This window comes from Sphingobacterium sp. 2149 (genome assembly GCF_031455655.1).
In the GTDB taxonomy this organism is placed as follows: Bacteria; Bacteroidota; Bacteroidia; order Sphingobacteriales; family Sphingobacteriaceae; genus Sphingobacterium.
The window spans coordinates 50,895-77,542 of sequence record NZ_JAVDTD010000015.1 but is presented as its reverse complement, the minus strand read 5'-3'; the positions used below and the strand labels follow the sequence as shown (position 1 = coordinate 77,542).

General features: G+C 37.8%; 24 protein-coding genes. 9 read left to right on the top strand and 15 right to left on the bottom strand.

Features of this window, described 5'->3' with window-relative positions:
* The first annotated feature begins 41 nt into the window (after window positions 1–41).
* Window positions 42–644, top strand: a complete 603-nt coding sequence (locus tag J2X77_RS20280; protein WP_209578829.1) for a hypothetical protein — start codon at window positions 42–44, stop codon at window positions 642–644.
* Here the strand turns inward: J2X77_RS20280 and J2X77_RS20275 are convergent.
* Window positions 641–1,423, bottom strand: a complete 783-nt coding sequence (locus J2X77_RS20275; RefSeq protein ID WP_209578828.1) for a Cof-type HAD-IIB family hydrolase — start codon at window positions 1,421–1,423, stop codon at window positions 641–643. The two genes, J2X77_RS20280 and J2X77_RS20275, sit on opposite strands and share 4 nt — an antisense overlap.
* Window positions 1,424–1,786: 363 nt before the next feature.
* Here J2X77_RS20275 and dnaE point away from each other — a divergent pair, with 363 nt between their 5' ends.
* Both dnaE and trxA read left to right on the top strand, forming a co-directional pair.
* Window positions 1,787–6,205 (top strand): DNA polymerase III subunit alpha, encoded by a 4,419-nt coding sequence (gene dnaE, locus J2X77_RS20270; RefSeq protein WP_209578827.1) that lies wholly within the window; start codon window positions 1,787–1,789, stop codon window positions 6,203–6,205.
* Window positions 6,206–6,327: 122 nt separating this feature from the next.
* A complete protein-coding gene (gene trxA, locus J2X77_RS20265; protein ID WP_209578826.1) occupies window positions 6,328–6,648 on the top strand; it encodes a thioredoxin in 321 nt (106 codons plus the stop codon).
* A gap of 565 nt (window positions 6,649–7,213) precedes the next feature.
* Here the strand turns inward: trxA and rplI are convergent.
* The 7 genes from rplI to J2X77_RS20230 all read right to left on the bottom strand — a co-directional run bounded on the left by rplI (window position 7,214) and on the right by J2X77_RS20230 (window position 13,405).
* On the bottom strand, window positions 7,214–7,657 hold the full coding sequence (gene rplI, locus J2X77_RS20260; protein WP_209578825.1) for a 50S ribosomal protein L9: 444 nt from the start codon (window positions 7,655–7,657) through the stop codon (window positions 7,214–7,216).
* A gap of 15 nt (window positions 7,658–7,672) precedes the next feature.
* On the bottom strand, window positions 7,673–7,936 hold the full coding sequence (gene rpsR, locus J2X77_RS20255) for a 30S ribosomal protein S18 (protein ID WP_028071347.1): 264 nt from the start codon (window positions 7,934–7,936) through the stop codon (window positions 7,673–7,675).
* A complete protein-coding gene (rpsF, locus tag J2X77_RS20250) occupies window positions 7,936–8,304 on the bottom strand; it encodes a 30S ribosomal protein S6 (protein WP_046671750.1) in 369 nt (122 codons plus the stop codon). The genes rpsR and rpsF overlap by 1 nt, the downstream gene beginning before the upstream one ends.
* 147 nt (window positions 8,305–8,451) lie before the next feature.
* Window positions 8,452–9,330 carry a 4-hydroxy-tetrahydrodipicolinate synthase gene (gene dapA / locus J2X77_RS20245; protein ID WP_209578824.1) on the bottom strand — a complete coding sequence of 293 codons (879 nt, stop codon included), beginning with the start codon at window positions 9,328–9,330 and terminating at the stop codon, window positions 8,452–8,454.
* Between the two features lie 36 nt (window positions 9,331–9,366).
* On the bottom strand, window positions 9,367–11,391 hold the full coding sequence (gene ligA, locus J2X77_RS20240; RefSeq protein ID WP_209578823.1) for an NAD-dependent DNA ligase LigA: 2,025 nt from the start codon (window positions 11,389–11,391) through the stop codon (window positions 9,367–9,369).
* 119 nt (window positions 11,392–11,510) lie between these two features.
* Window positions 11,511–12,542, bottom strand: coding sequence for a glycosyltransferase family 2 protein (locus J2X77_RS20235; RefSeq protein WP_209578822.1), 1,032 nt, complete (start codon window positions 12,540–12,542; stop codon window positions 11,511–11,513).
* Window positions 12,539–13,405, bottom strand: coding sequence for a lysophospholipid acyltransferase family protein (locus J2X77_RS20230; protein ID WP_209578821.1), 867 nt, complete (start codon window positions 13,403–13,405; stop codon window positions 12,539–12,541). Before J2X77_RS20230 ends, J2X77_RS20235 begins: the two co-directional genes overlap by 4 nt.
* An 88-nt stretch (window positions 13,406–13,493) precedes the next feature.
* Between J2X77_RS20230 and J2X77_RS20225 the strand changes: the two genes are divergently transcribed.
* Complete coding sequence (locus J2X77_RS20225; RefSeq protein ID WP_209578820.1) at window positions 13,494–14,105, top strand: WbqC family protein; 612 nt, start codon at window positions 13,494–13,496, stop codon at window positions 14,103–14,105.
* Between the two features lie 64 nt (window positions 14,106–14,169).
* Entirely contained in the window at window positions 14,170–14,856 is a 687-nt protein-coding gene (locus J2X77_RS20220; protein ID WP_209578819.1) for an outer membrane beta-barrel protein, read from the top strand.
* 1 nt (window position 14,857) lies between these two features.
* Here the strand turns inward: J2X77_RS20220 and J2X77_RS20215 are convergent, their stop codons facing one another.
* Both J2X77_RS20215 and J2X77_RS20210 read right to left on the bottom strand, forming a co-directional pair.
* Complete coding sequence (locus tag J2X77_RS20215) at window positions 14,858–15,862, bottom strand: YihY/virulence factor BrkB family protein (protein ID WP_209578818.1); 1,005 nt, start codon at window positions 15,860–15,862, stop codon at window positions 14,858–14,860.
* 35 nt (window positions 15,863–15,897) lie between these two features.
* Window positions 15,898–17,664 (bottom strand): long-chain fatty acid--CoA ligase, encoded by a 1,767-nt coding sequence (locus J2X77_RS20210; RefSeq protein WP_209578817.1) that lies wholly within the window; start codon window positions 17,662–17,664, stop codon window positions 15,898–15,900.
* Between the two features lie 268 nt (window positions 17,665–17,932).
* On the opposite strand from J2X77_RS20210, the gene J2X77_RS20205 reads away from it, so the two are divergent.
* Window positions 17,933–18,433 carry a hypothetical protein gene (locus tag J2X77_RS20205; RefSeq protein ID WP_209578816.1) on the top strand — a complete coding sequence of 167 codons (501 nt, stop codon included), beginning with the start codon at window positions 17,933–17,935 and terminating at the stop codon, window positions 18,431–18,433.
* 56 nt (window positions 18,434–18,489) lie between these two features.
* Here J2X77_RS20205 and J2X77_RS20200 read toward each other — a convergent pair whose 3' ends face one another.
* Entirely contained in the window at window positions 18,490–20,235 is a 1,746-nt protein-coding gene (locus J2X77_RS20200; protein WP_209578815.1) for a M61 family metallopeptidase, read from the bottom strand.
* Between the two features lie 311 nt (window positions 20,236–20,546).
* Here J2X77_RS20200 and J2X77_RS20195 point away from each other — a divergent pair, with 311 nt between their 5' ends.
* On the top strand, window positions 20,547–21,413 hold the full coding sequence (locus J2X77_RS20195) for an N-acetylglucosamine kinase (protein ID WP_209578814.1): 867 nt from the start codon (window positions 20,547–20,549) through the stop codon (window positions 21,411–21,413).
* Between the two features lie 11 nt (window positions 21,414–21,424).
* Window positions 21,425–21,943: a glutathione peroxidase gene (locus tag J2X77_RS20190; protein WP_209578813.1), complete on the top strand. Its 519-nt coding sequence runs from the start codon at window positions 21,425–21,427 to the stop codon at window positions 21,941–21,943.
* Between the two features lie 74 nt (window positions 21,944–22,017).
* On the opposite strand, the gene J2X77_RS20185 is transcribed toward J2X77_RS20190, so the two are convergent.
* A complete protein-coding gene (locus J2X77_RS20185; RefSeq protein ID WP_209578812.1) occupies window positions 22,018–23,160 on the bottom strand; it encodes a serine hydrolase in 1,143 nt (380 codons plus the stop codon).
* Window positions 23,161–23,344: 184 nt separating this feature from the next.
* Complete coding sequence (locus J2X77_RS20180; RefSeq protein ID WP_209578974.1) at window positions 23,345–24,226, bottom strand: LysR family transcriptional regulator; 882 nt, start codon at window positions 24,224–24,226, stop codon at window positions 23,345–23,347.
* A gap of 167 nt (window positions 24,227–24,393) precedes the next feature.
* Between J2X77_RS20180 and J2X77_RS20175 the strand changes: the two genes are divergently transcribed.
* Window positions 24,394–25,107 (top strand): class I SAM-dependent methyltransferase, encoded by a 714-nt coding sequence (locus tag J2X77_RS20175; RefSeq protein WP_209578811.1) that lies wholly within the window; start codon window positions 24,394–24,396, stop codon window positions 25,105–25,107.
* A 298-nt stretch (window positions 25,108–25,405) separates the two neighbouring features.
* Here J2X77_RS20175 and J2X77_RS20170 read toward each other — a convergent pair whose 3' ends face one another.
* Together J2X77_RS20170 and J2X77_RS20165 are read right to left on the bottom strand one after the other, a co-directional pair.
* Entirely contained in the window at window positions 25,406–25,861 is a 456-nt protein-coding gene (locus J2X77_RS20170; RefSeq protein ID WP_209578810.1) for an NUDIX domain-containing protein, read from the bottom strand.
* A gap of 38 nt (window positions 25,862–25,899) precedes the next feature.
* Window positions 25,900–26,646, bottom strand: a complete 747-nt coding sequence (locus J2X77_RS20165; protein WP_209578809.1) for a hypothetical protein — start codon at window positions 26,644–26,646, stop codon at window positions 25,900–25,902.
* Window positions 26,647–26,648: the final 2 nt, after the last annotated feature.

Sequence of the window (26,648 nt, the reverse complement as noted above, 5' to 3'; positions counted from 1 at the left end):
TTTTTCTATTTTTGTATTTGGAATCTACAGCAATTTAACAAATGTCTGGTATAATAAATCGTTTTTTTGGTAAAAAGGTCTTAATAAATGAGGAGCTTTTGGCACTTGCGGATCGCTTGTCTTTTAGGAACAGTCAGCTCGATAGTTTTTTGATGGGGCATTTTTTAAAAGGTTATAAAACAAGTCTGGATGAATATTTTGCTTTTCAAAAGCAGGTGCTTGAGCTGCAGGTCGACCGGTTTGAATCGATCCAGATCGAGCTTGACTTGTTGAAGCAGTATTTGAAGCTAATAGAACATGTTGTCGCGGACGGTTTTTCGGTAAAATGGGAAAATAAACTTCCATGCCACGAGGAGATTATGTTGCCACCACTCATTTTTTTTCCTATGATACAGCATGCCGTTAAAAATGGTTATAATACGATGTCCTCCCATCCTGTCCGTATTCGACTATCGGGTTCACCAAAGGTGCTAATATGGGAAGTTAGCTATCGCGTAAACCATTATTTGGAAGATCAGTTTAGTGGCACATTATTAGTTGATTTCCAAAAGCGACTAGCCTATCTCTTCCCACAAAAGCATAATTTATTGTTAAATAGTAACAGCAATACCGCTCGAATAACATTGTCGGTCCAGCTGTTTTAGATGATGTTGAAGTATTTTAGTGCATTCCAGATACCATTATCATCGACGCTGTCTGTTATATAATCTGCAATTTCCTTGACCTCGGGATTTGCATTGCCCATAGCAACTCCAATATGTGTGTGTGCTAGCATGGTGATATCATTGCCTCCATCGCCAAATGACATGGTTTCTTCCGGGGTGAAGTTGAAATGATTTAAAAAAACATCTATTCCTATTTTTTTGCTCTGCCCCATGGGGTTAACATCGGCGAAAATTGGTGTCCATCTTGATGCGACTGAGTTTGGCATCACGTTTCTCATAAATTCGGCTTCTTCTTCCGGACTGATGAAAACATTAATCTGCATCACCGTGTCCAGATCAAAATCCCGTTCGTAATTGCGAATAGGCGGAGGAGGGACATTAACCTGCTGGTACATCGCTAATATATCAGGTGTAGCCCGATTTAACGAAATTTCTTTTTCTGACATAAATGAAAAAGTCAAGTCTTCATTTTTTTTTGCATAGTGCAATAAGGAGCGGATATCTTTTTCCGGAATATTATTTTTATAGATAACTTCCTGTTCCTTTGTGACGCAATATCCGCCATTGAAGGTTATGTAACCATCAAAATTAAGATAATGAATATGCTCCAGCTGATTGTATGATCTTCCTGTTGAAACAAATACCTTAATATTTTTTTCTTTTAATAATTGAAATGCATGTTGAGTAGATTCAGGAACTTGATGTGTTTTGAAACTTAGTAAAGTTCCATCAATGTCAAAAAAGATAGCTTTAATCATGAACTTTTGGGTCAAAGTCAAATATACTAAATACCTAGGATAGTGTAACTATTACAGTATTGAATTTGATGTGTTTATCCCTATAGGGAGATTGTTTTTAGACGATTTGAGCAAGGATATGTTTGCATCCCTCCTTAGCGAAAAATTTATGACGACAGACTGTTGATGTACGATAGATAGGTCTCAATTCAGCTTTCTGTTAGCGTTTAGTTTAAGAGATCTTCTTCTGTAATGTGCTATCTTGATAGTTTATTTTCGCAAAAATCTGACACAATCTTCTCTAATAATTTCGTAAATTTCAAATCCAAAAAAATGCAAATTGTATTGTGTTTAATGTGTTGGATTAAAAGGGTTTAGAATTTTATGTATATTATTTTCGATACGGAGACGACAGGTTTACCTAAGCGTTGGGACGCGCCAATTACGGATACGGACAATTGGCCTCGCTGTATTCAATTAGCTTGGCAGATTCATGATGAGATGGGGAATTTGGTCGAACATCAAGATTTCTTAATTAAGCCAGATGGATTTGATATACCCTATGACTCTGAAAAAATACACGGTATATCCACTGCATTGGCGGAAGAGCAAGGGTTGCCAATTCAAGAGGTGCTGGAGAAATTCAATATCGCATTAAATAAAGCTAAGTTTGTCGTTGGGCAGAATATTGGTTTTGATTTGAATATCATGGGCTGCGAATTTTATCGCTATGGTGTCACATCCGATATGGCGAATAAGCCTGTTTTAGATACCTGTACGGAAGTAACCGCTGAACTACTGAAGATTCCTGGTGGTCGTGGCGGGCGGTTTAAGTTGCCCAATTTGACCGAGCTACATTCCTATTTATTTGGAGTGCCATTTGCCGAAGCACATAATGCCACTGCCGACGTAGAGGCGACAGCACGTTGTTTTCTGGAGCTGGTGAGAAGAGAAGTGTTTACGGCCGAAGAACTTCAGGTGGATACTGGTTACTTCGTTGATTTTAAAATCAATAATCCGGGTCCGATACCTACTGTAGGGCTGAAGCATGTAAACTTAAAAGCGGCCTCTGATGAAATTAGACGGCAGTCCGAGCCTGAGGAGGCTAGGGTTGTTGTGGATGCTGAAGCGCTGGCTGCCTTAAAGGATGCTAAATTTGCCCATTTACATAACCATTCTCAGTTTTCGATCCTTCAGTCCACGATGTCGTACGAAAGGTTGGTTTCGGCAGCGATCAAGGATAATATGCCGGCTGTTGCATTAACGGATCATGGCAATATGATGGGGGCTTTTGAGTTTGTTTCTCGCGTTATAGGTCATAATAAGGAAATTGAAGCTCAAAATGCGGAAGCTATTGAGAATGGACAAGAACCTACTGGTCAGCTCTTAAAGCCCATTGTGGGGTGTGAGTTTTTTGTCTGTGAAAACCACAAAGATAAGTCCAGAAAAGATAATGGTTATCAGATTGTCTTGTTGGCAAAAAATAAGCGCGGTTATCATAATCTGGCGAAGCTAGCTTCTTTCGCCTACACTGCAGGATTCTATTATGTGCCCCGGATTGATAAAGATCTTATTCTTCAATATAGGGAGGATGTTATCGCTTTGTCAGGAAATCTGCAAGGAGAAGTTCCCAATAAAATACTGAATATAGGGGAGAGCCAGGCCGAGGAGGCATTGGTATGGTGGAAGGAGCACTTTGGTGATGATTTTTATCTCGAGTTGATGCGCCATGGCCAGGAAGATGAGGACCGTGTGAACCAAACCTTGCTTAAATTTTCCCGCAAATATCAGGTTAAAATTGTCGCGACCAACAATACATATTACGAGAAGAAAGGTGACGCTCATGCGCACGATATTTTATTATGTGTGAAAGACGGGGAGAAGCTTTCGACTCCAAAAGGTAGGGGCCGGGGATTCCGTTTTGGTTTGCCGAATCAGGAATATTATTTCAAGTCTTCTGACGAAATGAAGGCGCTGTTTAAGGATCTTCCCGAAGCAATTTTGAATATTCAGGAGATAGTTGACAAAGTTGAGATTTTTAAACTAAATCGCGATGTTCTCCTGCCTAAATTTGATATACCCGAAGAGTTTCAAGTTGAAGCGGATCTTGAGGATGGCGGAAAACGAGGCGAGAATAAATACCTCGCGCACCTCTGTTATGAAGGTGCTAAAAAACGTTACGAAGAAATCACGGATGATATTCGTGAGCGGCTAGACTTTGAGTTGGCTACTATCGAGAAAACCGGCTATCCTGGTTACTTTTTGATTGTGCAGGATTTTATTGCAGCCGCACGAGCGATGGGAGTGTCGGTGGGGCCTGGACGGGGATCTGCTGCTGGTTCAGCTGTGGCCTATTGTCTTGGTATTACCAATATCGATCCGATTAAGTACGATTTGCTTTTTGAGCGTTTCCTAAATCCCGACCGTGTATCTATGCCCGATATTGATATCGATTTTGATGACGAGGGGCGTGGACGCGTCATGCAATATGTAATCAATAAATATGGTGCAAGTCAAGTTGCTCAGATTATTACCTACGGTACAATGGCTGCTAAATCATCCATTAAAGATACAGCCCGTGTACTTGATTTACCTTTAGGTGATGCTAATGAAATTGCTAAGCTGATTCCAAATCTTAAATTATCCAAAATTTTTACGCTAGATGACACTGGTTTAAAGGAGAAGCTAAGAACAGAGGAAATTGAAGCCGTCAATAGATTGAAATCTATTGCCGATGGTGCTGGGCTCGAAGCTGAAACAATCCGGCAAGCCCGGGTATTGGAAGGTTCTGTACGGAATACCGGTATTCATGCCTGCGGCGTTATTATCACACCCGACGATATTACTAACTTTGTTCCTGTTTCTTTAGCAAAAGACTCTGACCTTTATGTAACCCAGTTTGATAACCACGTGGTGGAAAGTGCTGGTTTGCTAAAAATGGACTTCTTAGGTTTAAAGACGCTGACGTTGATTAAAGATACCGTCGAGAATGTCAAATTAAGTCATGGTATTGTACTGGATCCAGATCGGTTTCCAATCGATGATGAACTTACGTATGAGCTCTTTCAACGTGGGGAAACGATTGGTGTATTCCAGTATGAATCTCCAGGGATGCAGAAGTACATGCGTGACCTTAAACCTACGGTATTTGCCGATTTGATTGCGATGAATGCACTCTATCGTCCAGGGCCAATTGAATATATCCCCAGTTTCATTAAGCGTAAGCATGGTATAGATCCGATTGTTTACGATTTGGATGCCTGTGAGGAGTATTTAAAAGAAACCTATGGTATTACAGTATATCAAGAGCAGGTAATGCTTTTATCTCAAAAGTTAGCTGGATTTTCGAAAGGTGATGCCGATGTACTGCGGAAGGCCATGGGTAAGAAGCAAAAGGCTGTACTTGACAAGATGAAACCTAAGTTTATTTCGCAGGCCGAGGAGAAGGGACATAATGCCAAGGTCTTGGAGAAGATATGGACCGATTGGGAAGCTTTTGCGAGTTATGCATTTAATAAATCCCATTCCACATGTTATGCGTGGGTGGCCTATCAGACAGCTTATTTGAAAGCACATTTTCCTGCTGAATATATGGCGGCTGTACTTTCTAACAATATGAATGATATCAAGCAAGTAACATTCTTTATGGAGGAATGTAAGCGTATGGGGTTGGAAGTACTTGGACCTGATGTGAATGAATCCTATTATAAATTTACAGTGAATGAACGAGGTGCTATTCGTTTTGGAATAGGCGCTGTAAAGGGTGTTGGAGCAGGGGCCGTGGATGCTATTGTTCAGACAAGGCAATCGGGTTTATATAAATCCGTTTTTGATATGGCTAAGCGTATTGATTTACGTGCTGTCAATAAAAAGGCATTTGAGAGCTTAGCTTATGCTGGGGGATTCGATAGCTTCGAAAATACACATCGTGCACAATATTTCCACTCCGATGAAAATTCAACCGGCATGGAAAAGGCAATACGTTTTGGACAGCGTTATAAGGAAAATGAAAGTTCAGCCCAGGCAAGTCTTTTTGGTGTTGATGGAGGAGCCGAATTGCCAGAGCCCGTGTTGGCGCCATGTCCACAATGGGGGTTAATTGAGAAGCTTAAATATGAGAAAGAGGTAATTGGTATTTATCTAACTAGTCATCCATTGGATACCTATCGTTTTGAGATCGAGCATTTTTGCCAGAATTCGGTTTCAGACTTAGCATTGATCAATAAGGTTAAGGCGGCGGAGGTTGATGAAGAGACTTTACTTGAGTTTAATCGAATCAAAAATAAGGAATTGGTAATAGGGGGTATTATAGCTTCTGCAAACCATCGATTGACTAAGAATGGTAAGCCCTTTGCTTCTTTTATCATTGAAGATTATAGTGATTCCTATGATATGGCTGTATTTGGGGAAGAGTATGTGAAGTTAAAAGGATATTTGCAGGAAGGATACTTTGTGCAGTTAAGAGGCTTGGTGCAGGAGCGTTTTAGACAAGTCGGAAATTGGGGCTTTGAGCTACGCAGTGTACAATTGCTTTCTGATCTTCGTGAAAAGATGGCTAAAAGTTTTACGATCAATATTCCTTTGCCTAAATTGGACGAAGCATTTTTAGATGGAATTAAGGATATACTTGCGCAAAACGAGATTGAAGGTGTTGTGCCAAGTTGTCAATTGAAGTTTAAAATTTGGGATCCGCAGGATGAGATATCTGTCGAAATGCCAGCTAAAAGTCTGAAAATAAACCTTACAAATGAATTTTTGGAATGCATTGATAAGTTTGAAGGTATAAATTATAGATTGAACTAGTTTGGATTGGAATTTGTGTAATTAAGATTACAATTACATTAATAGTTGTTATTATCTTTGTTTATAGATTTTAGCAATTAAAAAATATAAATATAACTTCGGTTTATAAAAATTAAAAGATTATGGCATTAGAAATTACAGATAGCAACTTTGAAGAAGTTGTTTTAAAATCAGACAAACCAGTATTAATCGATTTTTGGGCAGAATGGTGTGGACCATGTCGGATGGTAGGTCCTGTAGTGGAGGAATTGGCTAAGGATTATGAAGGAAAAGCGGTTATAGGGAAAGTGAACGTGGATGAGAATCCAGAGATTTCAGTACGTTATGGAATTCGTAACATCCCTGCTTTGTTATTCTTCAAAAATGGAGAAATTGTTGATAAGCAAATCGGCGCTGTTCCAAAGTCTGTTTTGAACGAGAAATTAGAAAAGCAACTGGCTTAACGAGTTATAAAAATCAAAAAGGCCTGAAACATCTGTTTCAGGCTTTTTTTTTGGTCTTGTGTTTTTTTTAGCTCTTTTTTTGAAAATGTATGCTTTTTGTGCTATTTTTTTTATTTAATCCTTTTTATTTTTTTGATAAGCAGTGATTTTATATGTCTTTTTTGGTTTTATTTGATTTAATCATTCTTTTTATATTGATTTATATCTATTTTCTGTGATTATATTTAGGTTTTTGATCTTTTTGTTTCATTTCTTTGTTTTTTTTATAAAAAAATTAATTTTATTTGTGAAAATGGATAATTTTCACTTTCTTTGGATATGAAAAATGAGTAAATATTGATTTTTTAGTTATTACTTACTTTTTTTAGATTTTTTACTCCTTTTGGGTGGTTTTTTAGATAAAAATGAATTAGATAAAGATTTTCCCTTTCAAATACCCTAGATTATGCCTCGCGTTGCTCTCCGTAACGCGAGTTTTTTTTTTGAGGTATGCATAAGGTTAGAAACAAAAAAACGGCTATCCCAGGGGATAGCCGTTTTTATATTGTTTACTAAATAAATAGGATTACTCAGCAATAACTTCGAAAGGAACTTGAACTTTTACTTCTTTGTGTAAGTTTAAGTTAGCGATGTATTCACCTACTTCTTTAGGTTCTACTTCGAAAGTGATACGACGACGATCAACGTCAAAACCTTTTGCTTTCAATGCATCAGCAATCTGAATACTATTTACTTTACCAAAGATTTTACCAGATTCACCTGCTTTCGCACCAATTGAAAGTTTGATAGCTTCTAATTTACCAGCTAATTCAGTTGCGTCTTTTTTAATTTTGTCTTGTTTGAACTGAGCTTGTTTAATGTTCTCAGCTAAAACTTTTTTTGCAGATTCAGTCGCTTGGATTGCAAATCCTTGAGGGATTAAGTAGTTACGACCGAAACCTGGTTTTACATTAACGATATCATTTTGCTCACCTAAGCCTTTGATATCTTGTTTTAAAATTACTTCCATTTTCTATCGTCCTCCTTATTTAATTGCATCAGCTAAGTAAGGTAACAAGCCGATGTGACGAGCACGTTTAACAGCTTGAGCTACTTTACGTTGAAATTTCAAAGATGTACCAGTTAAACGACGAGGTAAGATTTTACCTTGATCATTTACAAATTTCATCAAGAAGTTAGCATCTTTATAATCGATATATTTGATACCATTCTTTTTGAAACGACAGTATTTTTTACGGTTGTCCTCTACTTTAGGAGCAGTTACGTATTGGATATTTTCGTTAGCCATTAGTTTGCGCCCTCCTCAGTTTTAGTTTCAGCTTTTTTGTTGAATGCACCGCTACGTTTTTTCTCGTTGTAAGCTTTAGCATGTTTGTCTAAACTTACAGTCAAGAAACGCATAATGCGCTCATCACGTTTGTATTCAACCTCTAATTTATTGATTAATTCACCTGGAGCCTTGAATTCAGTTAAGTGATAAAATCCAGTAGTTTTTTTCTGGATTGGATACGCTAATTTTTTCAAACCCCAATTGTCTTCAGCGACAATCTCGGCTCCGCCTTCTGTTAAGATGTTTTTGAATTTTGCGATTACTTCTTTCGCAGCATCATCAGAAAGCAACGGGGTAAGAACGATTACAGATTCGTACTGTTGCATTGTGTTAATTAATTTTGTTGTTTAAAAACCCACTTTTGTGGAAGTGCAAATGTAGGTATTATATTGTTATGTTGCAAAGCATTAAAACAAAAAAGTTTAGATCTTTTGAGGATCTAAACTTTTCTTAAGTGCACCACGCTAAGGTATTTACTTTATTTTTTTTAATTCTTCTTTTATCGTAGCCCGTGTATTTGTGCTTATACTCACTAAGGGAAGCCGTAATATATCTTTTCCAATACCCAATTCCTGAAGTATATATTTTACGCCAGCGGGATTTCCTTCAATAAAACATAGTTCGGTAATCTCCAATAGTTCTTGATGTATCGATCTAGCGTCGATATAATTCCCCTCGGCACACAGTTTTGTTAAGGTTGCTACTTTTTTCGGTAAAGCATTTCCGATTACTGAAATGATGCCGGCAGCACCAAGAGCCATCATCGGCAACGTAACAGGATCATCACCAGAAATCAGTAGAAAATCTTTTGGTTTATCCCGTAAGATTTCACTGAACTGAGCAAAGTTACCCGAAGCTTCTTTGATAGCAACGATATTTGAAAAATCATTCGCTAATCGTAATGTTGTCTTTGCAGAGATATTGCTCCCCGTACGTCCAGGTACATTGTATAAAATAATAGGCAGGGGAGATGCCGCTGCAACAGCTTTATAATGTTGATAAATTCCCTCTTGAGTCGGTTTGTTGTAATATGGAGAAACGGATAGGATTGCACAAAATCCAGTTGAATCAAAATTTTTAATTTGCTCCACAATCTCAGCAGTATTGTTTCCACCGATACCAGCAACCAAAGGTAATCTACCGTTCACGCGCTTGACAGTAAAATCCCAGATGCGCTTTCGTTCATCATTGGTCAATGTGGCAACTTCTCCAGTTGTACCTAAAGAAACCAAATAGTCCATACCTTCGTTGATCTGCAAGTCAATAAGCTGACCCAATGCTTCGAAATCAACAGATTCATCTGAGTTAAAAGGAGTGACTAATGCTACTCCTGCGCCGTGAAGCTCGTTCATCTTGTCTTTGTGTTTATATTAATTTAATTAAAAAACTTATTTGGGATTAATGAGTTGGAATAGTTCTGTGTCATTAATCATCGGGATACCTAATTTTTCTGCTTTCGCAAGTTTAGAAGGTCCCATTTTATCTCCTGCCACGAGATAACTTAATTTAGCAGAAATCGCTGAAACCATCTTTCCGCCATGACTCTCAATCAATGCCGCTAATTCTTCCCGCGAATGGTTTGCGAAGACACCGGATATTAAAAAAGTCTTCCCTTCCAGTGAGTTGCTGGTCAAAACGATTTCTTTTTCCTTAATTTCAAAATTTAAGCCGTAATTTCTTAAAGCCTTAATCTGTTCCTGATGAATCGGATTGTCCAAGTATTCTCTAACGCTTTCGGCAATGCGACGTCCAATATCCTGTACGCTTTCGATTTCTTCTGCTGATGCTTGTGCCAAGGCATCAATATTTTTAAAGTGCAGCGCTAATTTCTTTGCGATCGTTTCACCAACGTGACGTATCCCCAAAGAGAATAGTACTTTTTCAAACGGTTTTTCTTTAGACTTCTCAATGCCTTTCAGCATATTTTCTATGGATTTCTGACCGAAACGTTCCAGCTGCTGTAAGCCTTCCTGATGGTCTTTTAGTTCATAAATATCAACGATATTATGTAATAAACCTTTTTTGAAGAAGTTGTCAACCGTTTCGTCGCCCATACCTTCGATGTCCATCATTTTGCGTCCGATAAAATGCTGCATTTTACCAATAATTTGAGGGGGACACCCTGTTTCATTAGGGCAGTAGTGTACCGCTTCGCCAGCTTGGCGTATGAGTTCGGAGCCACATTCGGGACATGATGTTGGGTAGACAAAGCTTGTTGATCCAGGCAATCTCTTGGTGTAATTAACGCCAATAATTTTGGGTATGATTTCGCCCCCCTTTTCCACGAATACTGTATCATGTTCATGCAGATCCAGGCGAGCAATTTCATTTGCATTGTGTAGGGATGCACGTTTGACGGTAGTCCCTGCCAATAGTACAGGTTGGAGATTGGCAACTGGAGTAACAGCACCTGTACGGCCAACTTGATAACTGATGGAGTTCAATCCGGTTTCTACACGCTCAGCTTTGAATTTATAGGATATTGCCCACCTTGGATTTTTGGCCGTAAAGCCAAGTTCTTCCTGTTGTGCATAATCATTTACTTTAATAACAATTCCATCGATTTCATAGCCAAGATTATGGCGTTCGACCTCCCAATAATCGATAAATGCAAATACATCGCTTATAGTGCTACATTTTCTACTATGTTCGCTGACATGGAATCCCCATTCTTTTACATGGTTCAAGCTATTCCAATGGTCGTGAAAAAGATTTGTTCTGTTGTCGCAGTACAAAAAGTAAAGGAAACAGTCTAACGGTCGCTTTGCAACCTCAGCAGAGTCTTGCAGTTTAATCGTTCCGGAAGCGAAATTTCTCGGATTGGCATACGTTGGCTCCGCATTATCTTCGCGCTCTTTGTTCAAACGCAGAAAAGCTGATTTATGCATAAATATTTCGCCGCGTATTTCGAATTGCGCTGGATAAGCTCCTTCTTTGAGTTTGATCGGAATTGATCGGATTGTCTTAACATTGTTGGTAACCACATCGCCCTGCGTGCCATCGCCACGAGTAACAGCCTTACTTAGCTTGCCATTTTCATACGTCAAGCTAATGGATAAACCATCGAATTTTAATTCACAGACGTACTCAAACTGATCGCCGATGATTTTGCGGATACGCTGGTCGAAATCAAGCAATTCCTCCTGACTGTATGTATTACCTAAAGAGAGCATGGGCCAGCGATGTCTTTCCGTTTGAAATCGGGAAGTTATATCCCCGCCAACACGCTGTGTAGGAGAATTAGGATCGGCAAACGCTGGATATTGAGCTTCCAGGGCTTCGAGCTCCTTTAGTTTAAGGTCGAAGTCGTAGTCAGAAATAACACTGTTCGCCAATACATAGTATTGGTAGTTATACTGATTAAGTTCTGCGGTTAAGTCTTTTATCTTTTTTTCAATATCCATCGCCAACATTTTGCAAAATTACAAATAAAAAGTACGTTTAAATAAAATAAATAAAGAATCTTGTTGTAATGACTACTTTATTTTTAAAATGCGTTTTTCTGCATTTTGTATTTTGTGAAAATAAGATGCTATTTGAAATCACTTGGATTTAGCTGAGAAAATTTATGTTTGCTATTCGTGTAGAAATCCACAATGATTGACTTCTTGTACTGTCCTTTTGTATTTCCCCTGTGGTTGTATTTTTTACGTTTTTTAGCATTTTTAAAAATGTTTAAGAAGAAATACTGATGCGCACGGCTGATTGCCCAGGCATCTTTGGGTTTTCGATCGATAAGGAATTTGGCAAGCGCAGCAAAATCAAACCATAGTCGAATGAAAATAATAAATATCGCTTTGCCTATGGGCAGGTTCTTTTGCAGCATAACCATATTATTCCTAAAATTAAGATAGGTTTTTTTGGGATTGCTAGCGTTGAGCGTTCCGCCTCCAACGTGGTAAACGATAGATTTGGGGCAATAGCCAATTCCATAGCCCATCTTTTTCAATCGCCAGCACAAGTCAATTTCTTCCATATGCGCAAAGAAATCTTCATCAAGACCCTCCGCCTCCTTCCAGGCTTCCGAACGGATAAAAAGTGCAGCTCCAGAGGCCCAAAAGATCTCTGATTCCTCCTCGTACTGTCCTTCGTCTTCTTCTACTTCATGTAGAATCCTTCCTCTGCAGAAAGGAAATCCAAAGTAATCCAAATATCCCCCAGCTGCTCCAGCATGTTCAAACTTCTGCTTATCATGGAATGAGCGTATTTTAGGCTGTGCAGCTGCGAAAGAAGGGTTCCTTTCCAAGTATTCTATGACGGGTTCGATCCAATTTTGACTCACTTCAACATCCGAATTGAGCAACACATAATAATCTGCTTTTACACGCTGCAATATCTTGTTATAGCCGCCTGCAAAGCCATAGTTTTGATCATTTTCGAGAATTGTAATGGTAGGATAATACTGTCTCACAAATGAAATTGAATCATCATCGGAGGCATTGTCACCAATTACAAATTCGACATTTGGGTATGAGCTATTATAAACAGATGGTAAAAATTTTTCTAAAAAAAATCGACCATTCCAATTGAGGATAACAACAGCTACTTTTGGTAATTTACTCATTTTCTACGTTTTCTTTTCCAGCGGTTATGTGACCATAACCAATATTCTGGGGTTTCACGGATAAGCTGCTCAGCGAGCTGATTATGTAAATTGGTTATCTCATGTTCTCCAAAGCCGCTTGGCTCTTCGAGTAAAGTGAAAAATTTACAGGAATAATGACCTCTTTTAGGTTTTCTGTTGATTGAACAATAAACGACCGGCGCTTTACTAATTCGAGAAAGCCTTTCGGCTCCGGTATAGACCAATGTCTCTTGATTTAGCCAATTAATAAAGTAATCGGAATCCGAATATAAAGGGGTTTGATCGGCGACCAGTATGCTAACATTGGGTTGGCCCTTTAATTTTACGATATGACGGAGTATCTGTTTCATAGGTACCATTTCGGCACCAAACCGGCCCCGCATGCCATTGTAAACCGTGTCAATATCTTTGTTATTGAGTGGTTTGTATACAATCAACGTTGGAAAGTTTGTGATTAAACTCAAACGATGTATACCGAGCTCCCAGTTGGCATAATGCGATGTTACCCCAATGACATTCTTGCCGGCCTCAAGGTGTCTTGTCAATTCCTCCTCATTTTCCAACATCATTCTTTTCTTCACTTCCTCAGCGGTAATTGTTTTCAATTTGATCGACTCGACAATGAGGTCCGGAAAAAAACGGTAAAACTTTTTAGCAATAACAAGTCGCTCTTTATCCGTTTTTTCAGGAAAAGCATTTTTTAAATTCTGAAATACAATATTCTTTCTATATTCTATGATATAATAAAGTATGTAATAAAGCCCATCGGAGATCAAATATAGAAACCAATAGGGGAGAAGAGATATAATATAGATTAATGCGTTTAACGCTCTTTGTTTCATGCTATAGCTAAAATTCCCAGTTGTTCTTTACAAATATCCTTAATTTAAGTTATTTTTGCGTCACTTATAACAAAAATCATCAGTTTTTATGGAATCGCAGTTATTACTTCCGGCATGTTATCTTCCACCGATATCTTACTTTCATACGATACAAGAGCATAATCTTCCTTTAATCATCGAGAAATATGAGCATTTTCAAAAGCAAAGTTATCGTACAAGGGCACGTATTGCTTCTGCGAATGGTGTGCAGGATTTGATTGTACCGATTCAACATGGCAATAAAGATCGTGTTCCGATGAAAGATATTCGTATAAGTTATGAGTTTGACTGGCAGCGTCTACATTGGCTAAGTATTCAGACTGCTTATCGTAGTTCTGCTTATTTTGAGTACTATGAAGATGATTTTATACAGTTTTACGAAGCAAAATTCGACTATCTCGTGGATTTTAATGTGGCGCAGTTGGAACTTCTTCTTAAATCTATCAAGCTTAAGCGCGCTGTGAATTTTACCCAAGAGTACGTGGCAGCTCCAGCGGATACGATCGATTATCGTAATGCTATACATCCCAAAAAGGAAAGTATATTGGCTAATCCAAAAGAGTATTATCAAGTTTTTTCAGATAAGAATGGATTTTACCCGGATCTGAGTATAATCGATTTGCTCTTCAATCAAGGGCCGCAATCAAAAAGTTATCTATAATCAGCCATATTTTTTGAACAAAATACGTTTTATATTGTTGTTATTCAGTATAAAACGTATTTGAATGAAACGAATCCTATTAAGTTTTATTTTGCTAAGTGCTATTTGTGCCAGTGTTTTCGCTCAAGGGGGCGTTGACACGATACATTATAGAAAAGTATACTATTGGGGAACGACGGGCATGGGGTTTCCGATCGGAAAAACCAAAGAGATACTTTCGCCAAAATTTTCTGGAAGTATTGGCTTGGATATTTCCCTGAAAGATCCAAAGTTTTTTGTGTCTCCCACACTTTATACCCTTTCATTTAAGTACAAACAACCCTTGATTGATCCCGATTTCGTATATCGCATAGAAGATGCCAATACTAATTTCTATACTTTATCATTTTCTGGAGGTATTAGGAAACAGATGCGCCGACTAAACATGTATGGTTTTGCTGGGCCTGGTATTGGTCTGACAAGTGAGCCGAGAGCACGTGTGCTTGCGGATCAGAAGCTTGTTAAGATGGAGAGTAAAAATCACCTGAATTTCTCCAGTAAAATAGGCGCTGGCGCAGACTACAAGTTTAATGGATTCTTTTTAGGTTTGGAGCTCGGCTATCTTCATAATTTTAGAAAAATACAGGATATACCTGTCAATATCTTCACCGTCATGGTGGGATTAAAATCCGATATTACGCAGATTGGAGACAAAGTCATTGATGTCATCGGTATAGATGGTTCCATCAGCGGAAAAAAAGACAAAAAGTAAATTATTGTTTTAAGATCTGAATGGTATCTCCGACGTGTGCTTCAGCATCGCTTCCTATTTTTTTAACTTTTTCTGTTTGTTCGACCGCTACTGCAAATGCGGAAGGTACAATGCCTGAGCCAAATTTAATGGCATAAAATTTAGTGAATTCTGCGCCAAAGTACAATATAGCAGCGGAATAGTAGATCCATAATAGCATGACGATAATGGATCCTGCAGCTCCATAAAAACTAGCCGTGGATGAAACGTTGAGATAGATTGAAATACCATATCTACCCAACATAAAAAGTAATCCTGTAAAGATGGCGCCGCCGAGCATATCTCTGAATTTTACTTTAGCATCGGGAAGGAAGGAAAAGATATATCCAAATAAGATGACAATGACTGAAAAGGTGATGCCTGTATTTACCCAAGAAATGAGGGAAATTGGAATGAAGGGGAAATACGTCATCACTAAATTGGTCACTGCGACAATAAGCCCATTGATCATCAGTGAGGCAATGAGTAAAAAGCCCAAGGCAATAACAATAGAAAAAGATATCAATCTGTTGATGATCAGTTTCAGCCATCCCTTTTTCGGCTTGGGTTTTACTTTCCAGATATTATTGATCGAATCCTGTATATCAACGAATAAGGTCGTGGAAGATAGGATCAATGTAACAATACCTATCGTGATTCCCATATTGGATTTATTTTCGAATGTGATCTTCTGGAGATAAGACTGGATCTGGGTGGTAACATCCTGGCCAAAAAGTACCATGACCTCTTCCAACACCTGATCTTGAGCCGAAGATCCGCTTTGAAGATGTTCACCGTAAAAGAACCCTATACACCAGATCACGATCATAAGAAGTGGTCCGATCGAGAAAACCGTATAATAAGCAAGTGAAGCACTCTTTTTCATGCATTTGTCATCATTAAATCCATTAAATGCATCCACTAAAACATGCCAAATGTCTTTCCAATAAACGAGTGTAAATAAATCTCTCAGTGTAACGTGCTTCATAATACGATGATTAATCCCAATAATCGTGCAAATTGTTATTCTTGGTTCTGTTCCTGATACAATTTGTCGATTGCAGTTTCGTTCTCTTTTAAAATAATCTTTCGCTTTAAACTCAATTTTGGGGTTAATTGACCGTCATTAATTGTCCATTCCTTTGGAAGTATAACGAATTTCTTAACAATTTCCCAATGTCCAAAATTAGTGGATAACCGGTTAATTTCATCCTGATATTTTTGGATTACTTCTGAGTTTTTAATGAGTTCTTCATTTGATGATGGGTTAATCCCTTTTTGGCTTGCCCATTTGGACAGCACATCAAATGCCGGAACGATTAAAGCTCCAGGAAATTTTCTGTTTTCGCCAAAAACCATCACTTGTCCTATTAAAGTGGATTCCATGAGCTTATTTTCAATGGATTGTGGAGCGATATATTTGCCGCCGGCAGTTTTGAACATTTCCTTCTTGCGATCGGTGATTTTAAGAAAACCATCGGCTGTGATTTCTCCAATATCACCTGTTTTGAAAAATCCTTGATCGTCAAAAGTTTCTTTGGTAGCATCTTCATTTTTGTAATAGCCTATGGTAATACTCGGGCCTTTCACTAGGATTTCTCCGTCTTCAGCGATCTTTACCTCTAAATTTTTAAGGGGTTTACCCACAGTTCCAAATTTTAATCCATTTGGTAAGTAAGAATTGACGGCGATTACGGGAGAAGTTTCAGTCAGCCCATATCCTTCAAGTACTTTAAGTCCAGCCGCCCAAAATACACGCGCTAACCGTTCTTGAAGGGCAGCGCCGCCGGACACGATAATCTTAATATTTCCTCCAAGCGCTTCTTGCCATTTTGAGAATATCAATTTTCTTGCAATCGCAAGTTTAAGATTATAAAGCGCTCCATTATGTTCAGGTTCTTGGAATTTCAAACCTAAATTAACAGCCCAGAAGAAGATTTTCTTTTTTACACCTGTTAGCGCTTTCCCCTTTTCAATGATCTTGTCATATACTTTTTCCAGTACTCGAGGTACGGTGGTGAATACATCTGGTTTAACATCGTTGATGTCCGCAACAACATTGTCTAGGTTTTCCGAAAAATAAATCTGAATCCCTTTGGAATAGTACATGTAGACTACCATCCGTTCAAAAATATGGCATAAAGGCAGGAAGCTTAATGCCGTTTTGAAGTCAGCCCGGATCAGGTGGTTGCAAGCCAAGACATTACTGTACACATTTTTGTGTGAGAGATAGACTCCCTTGGGACGCCCAGTGGTTCCTGAAGTATAGATCAAAGTTAACAGATCATCTTCCGTTACAGCATCGCGAAATGGAGTTAAATCGGTTATGTCATCTTTGGTAGTTTCGATGAATGCTCTTAGGTGCGTATAATTTTCGATAGCATCAAATGTATACAATTGTGGGTGAATTCCATGCTCGTTGATCGCTTGTTCAATACGGTCTGTTAACTCCCTGTTGCTAACAAATAGGACGTTTACATCTGAATCATTTACAATGAATGAAAGGTCCTGCGCAGATAGGGTAGGATACAGGGGCACGGTTGCAAGGCCTATTTGGTTGCAGGCAAAATCAACTAAATTCCATTCAGGTCTGTTACCGGACATAATTCCTACCCGGTCACCTTTCTTGAGCCCGAGCTTCAGTAGCGCCCTGCTTAAGGAGTCAATAGCATCTGTGTATTCTTTGGTAGAATACGTTTTCCATTGGCCATTTCCATCGCGACCCGCTACCATAATGTCCTTTGCGTAATTTTCTTTATATAAGGTTATAAAGTCAAAAATTCTGCCCATATCACTTGAGTTTATTGGTTATTACTACATGCTGTATTGTCTTAAATATAAAAAAAATATCAGAAATAAAGTTGGAGAATTTGGGATTAATGTCATAACAATTCAAACATTATGTCGTTATAGCTGTGATGTAATATTTATTTTACTTAAAATGTCTTTCTAATAGAAGGTTTGATAAATAGTCTTCAGGATATGCAATTGTATTGCATATAAAAAGCATTTTATCTATGTTTGGAAAAAAGGTAAAGCAAAAAAGCGTACGATTTTTATGAAGAAAATATTTTTAGCCGTTAGTGGAATACTGATGTTTGGTGCATTATCCAATAGAGCGTTAGCTCAATTGGACAATAGAGGCGCTATTGGTGGACGATTTGGGTCCGCTCAGGGAATTACTTATCGTCATACGCTTAATTCGGATCATGCATTGGAAGGTATCATGAGTATTCAGAGCAATTCTGACTTCCGCCGTTTCCGTGTCGTAGGCTTATATGAAATATATAAACCGCTGGCTGCCGGATTCAATTGGTATTATGGTTTTGGCGGTAGCGTCGGTTCTTTTAAAGAGAAAGATAAAATTTTCGATGGTAAACGTCAGTCATTTGATTCACAGCTCAACCTGAGTATTGATGGTATTGTTGGAATTGAATTTAACGTTCCACAATCACCATTTCAGATCTCATTGGATGTAAAACCTTACTTTGATTTTCTAAATGAATCGAGCATCAAATTATTTGACCCGGTCGGTTTTTCAGTAAGGTATAAATTTTAATAAAAAAATAATAGCGGAAAACTCCGCTATTATTTTTTTACAGCAATATTTCAGTTTTAAGCCATCCAGATTTTACCCAATAATTCCTGTAGAAAGGTTTGATCTTTGAGCGGACGGATCTCATAAATCTTTTTAGTATTTTTTCTGATTTGAACCGGTATCTCGCGCACCAAACCATCCCGGGCCACCAAAAAGTTTAATAGTTCTCCCTCTTTGGCATGCTGAACAATGAAATCAATTTCTTTATCTTTAACATCGAGTCTGTTGTTGTTAATTGCAATGAGTTCATCTCTGACATTCAATCCGGCCTCGTATGCGCCAGAATCTTTTTCCACGGTCGCTACTGAAATTAACCCGTCTACTTTATTTGTGGTAATCCCTAATGTTAAGGAGTTGTTATTAACATTTGTGTCAATAATTTCATAACCAACTAGATTGAAATAATCGTTATAATCCAGTTCGCCATCCTGATGCGCCGCGTCGAAAATATCATCCAACGAAGTGCCAGCGATGCGTTCGGCGAGACTTTTAAATTCATTTTCTTCAAATCCGCGATCGAGTTTTAGGAAAAACTCTTCATAAGCCTCCCGAATAACATCATCCAATTTTAGTTTACCTTCTGTAGCTGCGATAATTTTAATATCCAGCAATGCCGTCAGCATCGCACCTTTATTATAGTAAGATATACCTGAATTTATTGAATTTTCATCCGGTCTATAATATTTAATCCAGGTATCGAAACTTGAGGCAGCAGCAGACTGTATCGCATGCCCGGGACGATTCAATACAATATTAAAATCGTTAGCTAACAAAGAGAGGTATTCTTTTTCGCTATAGAATCCACATCGTTTAATAATGAGGTTATCATAATACGAAGTGAATCCTTCCATAATCCATAGTCCCGTGGTATAGTTTTCGGCATCGTAATTAAACGGTCCTAAAGCTTTTGGACGTAAGCGTTTCACATTCCAAAGATGAAAATACTCATGCGCCACAAGGCTCAGGTAATTTTTGTAACTGGTCTCGTTAAGATAGGCATTTCTTGACGCCCCCAAAACTGTGGAATTGAGATGTTCTAACCCACCACCTCCAGACTGATAATTATGTGTAATAATAACATAACGCTTATTTGGGTTAGAACCCCAAATACGGGTTTCTTCTTCAACAATACGGGTGATATCTTTTGTCAATCGTGCTTTATCATAACTTCCCCCTCCCACCATGGCACACTCATGTTCTACACCTGCAGCCTGGAATTTCCAGATATCCTGATTACCGGCTTCGATGGGACTATCGTACAAGATATCAAAATTTGGCGCATAAAATTTATGCTCCTCAATTTGCTCAAGCCCGGTTGATATGCTCGTCCAAGTATCTTTTAAATCTATGCTGACTGTAGTCGGATGGTCGATCCAGTTATCAATATACAAGAACGTCGCTGTGGGTACAATAAAAGCATGGTCGCTATCAAAAAAATTAGTGCGTACTGAAGTTTCAAACCCATAGACGGCATAAACTACTTCAATTTGATCCAACGATTCTGTAGGTATTCTCCAGGTGTTTTTAGAAATTTTTTGATAGGTGATTGTATTTCCCGTTTTATCAAGTGATCGGAATCGTTCTACATTTTTAGCGTATTCGCGAATCAAATAGGATCCAGGAGACCATACCGGCATTTTTAGGTCGACATAAGGCTGGTTGAGATTTGTTACGCTCATTTTCACCTCAATGTAATGAGCTTGCACTTCGGGAAATGATACTTCAAAATGTATTTTGGGTATGTTTAAATGGTCACTATCCATGAAAAATAAATTTAGTATGAGCTCACAAAGCTAGAAAGTATCGTATGATTAATCAAACAAAAAAATATATTATTGGTTCTTTAATAACTACAATAGGTATAAAATAGTACGCTATAGGGAGATATTGAAGTTCTCTCCAATATACTATTTTTCAGTAAGAAATATAATATAAATTGAACAATTATTATTGTTGCTTTCGACTGAAACCCTATTTCTGAGGTTTGTTGAAAGAAGCAAAAAATCTGTTTTTTATCAGAATTTTTGCTAAGTTTGATACAATAGTTTATTGGGGAAAATAATCAAGAATTTGTATGATCTTAGTTGTTGATAGCGGCTCTTCAAAGTCGGATTGGAAGTTGGAATTGCCAGATAGTGCGCCTATCTCATTCAGTACAAATGGACTTAATCCTTTTTTTGTCAATGAAAAGGAAATTACACGTGTTATCAAGGAAATACCCGAAATTATTCCATACGCTGATGAGGTTACAGAATTGTATTTCTTTGGTGCGGGGTGCATCACCCCTGATCGTAGGGAAATGGTATCGAATGCATTGACCCCCTTATTTGAAAATGCCTATATTTCGGTTGAAAATGATCTTTTTGGAAGTGCGTTAGCGACATGCGGTAATAAAAAAGGTTATGTAGCAACTTTAGGAACTGGGTCGGATCTCAGTTTCTTTGATGGAGAGGAGTTGATGCCTTCACACAATGGAAATGGCTATGTATTGGGTGATGAAGGTTCGGGAGCTTACTTCGGAAAAAATTTAGTCAGACTTTTTCTGTACGGACGTATGCCCAAGGATCTGAATGAAAAATTTGCGAATAAGTATAGAATCAATAAAGAGATTGTTATCAAAAATGTGTATCAAAAGGAGCGCCCAAATGCATTCCTAGCATCTTTTGCACCCTTCATGTCAGATAATATTACCCATCCATTTATCATTGATCTGGTAAAGAGCGGATTTGAGGAATTTGTTCAGGCATCAATTTTGACCTATCCGGATTATAATAAATATGAATGTCACTTTGTGGGGTCTATTGCATATAGTTTTGATCTAATTTTACGGGAAGTCTGTGATACACATCAGATCAAGGTAGGCACCATTTTAAAATCTCCTATTAACGAGCTGTTCGACGCAGTATTGGAAAGAGAGAGTAATTCATTACTAAGTCTTTAAACTAATTAAATATGATTATCGCTACTATTATGGTGTATATGTCAATGTTATTTGGCAATCCCAATTTTTATGATTTTAAGTTTACATCGCTTGATGGTAAGGAAGTCAAAATGTCTGATTTCAAAGGAAAAAAAGTATTGATTGTTAATACTGCATCTAAGTGTGGTTTTACAAAACAATATAAAGACCTCCAAGAATTGCACAAAACTTTTGGTGATAAGCTGGTCATTATAGGATTTCCGGCAAATAATTTCGGACAACAAGAGCCAGGTTCAAATGCGCAAATTCAAGAGTTTTGTGAACAAAATTATGGTGTTGATTTTCTAATGGCAGAGAAAGTGGATGTGAAGGGTGATCAAATTGATCCATTATTTAAGTATCTAACCGCACAGGAAAATCCCGATTTTAAAGGAGAGATTAAGTGGAATTTTGAAAAATTCCTAATCGATGAGCATGGTAAGCTTGTACACCGTTTCCGTTCAGCGACCAATCCACTCGATCCAGCAATTGTAAACTGGGTTAAAAACTAAAAGTAATACAATGAACTAATAAAAAAAGCTGCGATTTCGCAGCTTTTTTTATTAGTTCATTGTAATTGATATGTTTATTTTGCCTTTATATAGGCGTTGTAAAGCACATTTATACAATCTTTCAGTAAGGGATTAAATTCTTCACTATCGGGAATATTGCAGCCATTTGTGATGACTATAAAACCATATTTCTGCTTTGGGTGAAAGAACATGGCACTATAGAGCCCGTAAGCCGACCCAGTATGTCCGGTTAAAGTAACTCCCGGTACAATTTTGGTGTCATTCATAATCGCCAATCCATAGCCGGATTCTTTATTTACAGGTGTTTGCATAATCCTTGCATACTTTTTTCTGATGATGGTTTTTCCCTGGCTAAGCCCATAGTTCATATGCATCATCATATAATTTGCTAAATCTAATGCTGATATTTTCATTCCACCTGTTGGGGAGAGTATGGGCGTACTATATCCCATCTTATACTGGATAAGTTCTTCGCGGCGAGGGTGATAGGCGCTAAGCTCCTCATGTGGTTTTCCTGTCTGGTCATATGAATACAACGGGACAAATCTTGTTTTATCCAAAGAGTCGACACAATATCCACCATAGAGGTTGAGCGGTCTAAGGATATGACTAACAACATAGTTGTCGAAACGATTATTGGTCAGTTTCTCAAGAACGGCCCCGGCCATATTAAAATTGAGATTACAATACTGGTACTGTGAACCAGGGGCATACAGATTATACGATTTTTGCCAATTTGGGTTCTTGACAGGGTTAATAACATCGAGATTAAAATAACCGTTCTTATCGTTGATACTGGACGTATGGGAAAGAATCATCCGGAGTGTGATTGCTCTGTCTGGATAGTTTGGATTTCTGACAGGGAAACCTATGAGATCACCAATGTCGTCGTCTAGCCTACAACGACCATCTGCCAATAATTGCATAAAGGATGTTGCGGTGAAAGACTTTGAAATAGAAGCGATTCTAAAGATGTCATTTTCGAAGAGCGGAGTTTCTGTTTCCAAATTTTTGTATCCATAATTTTTGTGGTACTCAATCTGATTGTTTTTGACAACGACGACGCTGAGGCCAATCGCTTTATACCGACGCATCACTTCTGTAAGATCCAGATCCACCGATGCGGACTGTGCAGATAAAAATGTTGGAAGCAATTGAGTAATCAAGAAAAGGAGTAAGAGAACATGCTTTCTCATGAATTGATTTGTTGAGATTTTAGTAATCGTATAAATGTAAGGAAATCCTGTCTAATTAACTGCAATAATCATTGATTCAATGCTGTGAAAACCTTATCCATAGGTAGCGGATAAACAACATGGCGATTGATGCAAGTGATTATTCAGCAGAGATACTGATGTAAATAATCAGTCCAACAATTCTTTAGGAGGCGTTGAATTTGCTGTATTCTTTTTGGATGCAATCCATAAATTCGCCTAAAGCGCTGTTTTTACTTTTTTTATTGGAGACAAGTATAATTTCTGTTTTGCTATCTATGTCTTCAATTTCCATGGTTTTTAGTTTTAAATGTGGATACTGTTTGATAGTGGAAGCGGGGACTATTGCTAATCCCAGCCCTTGTGAAACCAATTCGAGAATAGAAGACATCGAGTTGCTCTGATGTACAATCTTAGGTTCGAACCCCATGCGATTACACGTGTTAATAACATGGCGATGGTATTCGGACGCATATTTTTGATTAAAAGAAATAAAACTTTCATTAAAGAAATTAATATCACTAAACGCTATATGTGTCGGGCCTACAATGACCATGGGGTCTTCGAAAAGAGGAGTGGTCAATAATTCGCTCGAATAAATTGGAGAACGCATTATACCTAGATCCAGTTTACCGTTTTCTAGTGCCAATTTCTGTTTGTGTGTCGAGGTTTCAAAAAGACTCACTCTTAAGTATGGAAATTTCTGTTGAATGTGTTTCAATACTGTGGCGAGCATTTTCTTAGGCGTTGAACTAACGTAACCCAATTTGAATTCTCCAGAAATATTGTTGTGGATCTGCTTCGTGATTGTTTTGCTGTGTTCTAAATTCTGAAGGATTTCCAAAACCTCCTCCAAAAAGTATTTACCCGCTTCTGTTAGTTCGACGCGTTTGTTGGTTCTGAAAAAAAGGATGACACCCAACTCGTCTTCAAGGTCTTTAATCTGCCGACTTAACGGCGGCTGGGACATAAATAGACGTTCTGCTGCTCGGCCAAAATGAAGCTCCTCGGCTACTGTTTTAAAATAAATAAGATGTCGTATTTCCATCGATACTTTTTTGGTATGAATTCTTGACAAAATAAATATTTTTAATGAATTCCAGTTAGTCTTACATTTAAATTATTAAAAAATAACGGGTGGGCCACAATACAATCAGTCTGCATATGGTCATGCCGTATGAGACTCGTCCGAATTAAAAAAAAAATAATTTACAGATGAATAAAGCAACTTTACAGGAAATTGAAGCACGGTTTGACAATGATGTAGAACGTTTTTCAAATTTAGAAACAGGCCAGGCCACCACACTTGATGCGGTTTGGAACATGGAGCTAATTACAGATGCCATTGCAAGTGTTTATTCAAATGCAAAAAATATATTGGATATTGGATGTGGCGCTGGAAATTACGATGTTAAGTTATTGCAAAAACTGAAATCTAATCCAAATTTTAGTCTTGTAGACTTAAGTCAACCCATGTTAAATAGAGCACAAGAGCGTGTAAGTGCTCTGACAAAAGGAGAAATTCAGTTGATAAAGGGAGACTTTAGGGAAGTTTCCTTGGAAGAGGAAAAATTCGATGTCATTATTGCTACTTCGGTTTTACATCACTTACGGGATGACGAGGATTGGTTAAGCACTTTTAAAAAGTTATTCCGTCTGCTAAAATCAGGTGGAAGTGTATGGATTTTTGATTTGATAGAACAGAATAATGTTCATCTTCAAAAGCTAATTTATAAGGAGAAATATGGCGCATACTTAACTAAATTGAAGGATGAGGAATATCGCGATCATGTTTTTGGCTATATTGAACATGAGGATACGCCTAGATCTCTAGTTTACCAGCTCAATTTATTGACCGATGTTGGTTTTAACAATGTGGATGTTTTGCACAAGAATTTATGTTTCGCCTCGTATGTAGCCTTTAAATAACGGGCTGGAGCAATAGAGTTAAATAAATAAGGCGATACGGGGAGTATCGCCATAAAATCACACTAACTATTAAAAAACCTATAGGACTAGGATTTTACATATTCAATAAACCAATTTCCGTCTTATCCCACGCTCTTCCAACATTATTCCCAGTCACATGTGAGATGTTAAATAAATAATAAAATGTAATTATTGAGGTCAATACTTTAAAAAAAACAAGCATTTCCATTGGTTTACGTAAAGATATATCTTTATTTTTTAAATACAAATAAAAATCATGAAAATTGAAAAATTATTATTATCTAATCGTTTTCAAGAATTCCTTCCAAGCGATTTGATCTGTTTTGAAAGTTAGATCATCAATGAGAACCGATTCGATTGGCAACCATCGAAACGATTGAAGTTTATTGTCTTCCGGTTTTTGATCTGGATCAAAATCGAAAGCTCTGTTCGTAGTTCTGATTTGAATTGGTGAAGTGTTCTTGACCTGATAGTAAATGGATATTATTTGACTATCATTAAAGCTTGATTTCTCATAAAAGTCAGTGGTATAAATGTGCTTAACGACAGCAACTTCAAAATTACACTCTTCCTGATACTCCCGGATCAAGGCATTCAATAAACCTTCTCCATATTCTAAGCCCCCGCCGGGGAATTTGGTAAATGAAACATTTTCCGTCCTTTCGTCACTGATCAACACCTCCTGTTTTTCATTGATCAATATTCCGTACACTCTTACGTTAAATGGAAACATGAGTTAATTATGTTTGTATATATTTAAGTCTTTTTTATTTATAGTGGCATAAAGCCGTTGTCAATAGCAAGTTCGTCCAATCCAATATAAGAATAATGTCTAGGAAGGAACCAGCCTATCGCTTCCATAATGTTCGTAAACTCTTTTTCTGTGCTGAATTGGTTGGCAACGATATTGAATGCTAAATCTTGTGTAGCATTTTCTTCATCTTTATAATTGCGTGCAAGCAGCATAATTTTAGCATTCTTTACCCCATAGTAATCCAAAAATTCACGCAGTTGTGTACGTACTGTTTGCGGAAGAATAGTTTCAGCTGGCTGCCCAACTAATATTTCTTCATCTTCGCCAATAATTGTTGGTGTATTTTTCTTCGAAAAAATACTCTCATCCGTGTAAAATTCCTCATTCAGAAAGAAGTTGACCAAATCGCCATAGGTGAACACCCAATCTGGATTTTCATGCTGTGTATTAATTGCAATACCAAATCCCCTTGGTAACACAAAATCTTTCAGTCGATTTTTGATGACGAATGCTTGAAAGTTCTGATCTTTTGGAGCGCTTTCAAGTTGGAAATAAGGAAATCCGTCCGGACCAACAACTACTTCTGTCTCGGCTAATTTTAAGGTACATTCAGCAATATTTGTTAAAAATGCATCCCGCCATTCCTCATCCCGATCTTCAAAAGGAATCTCCATCAGACTATTCACGATGATTGTTTTTTCCAGGTCTCCTAGACGGTTATCATCGCCGTTATTACTATCATCAAATAAATGTATTGTATTCATCT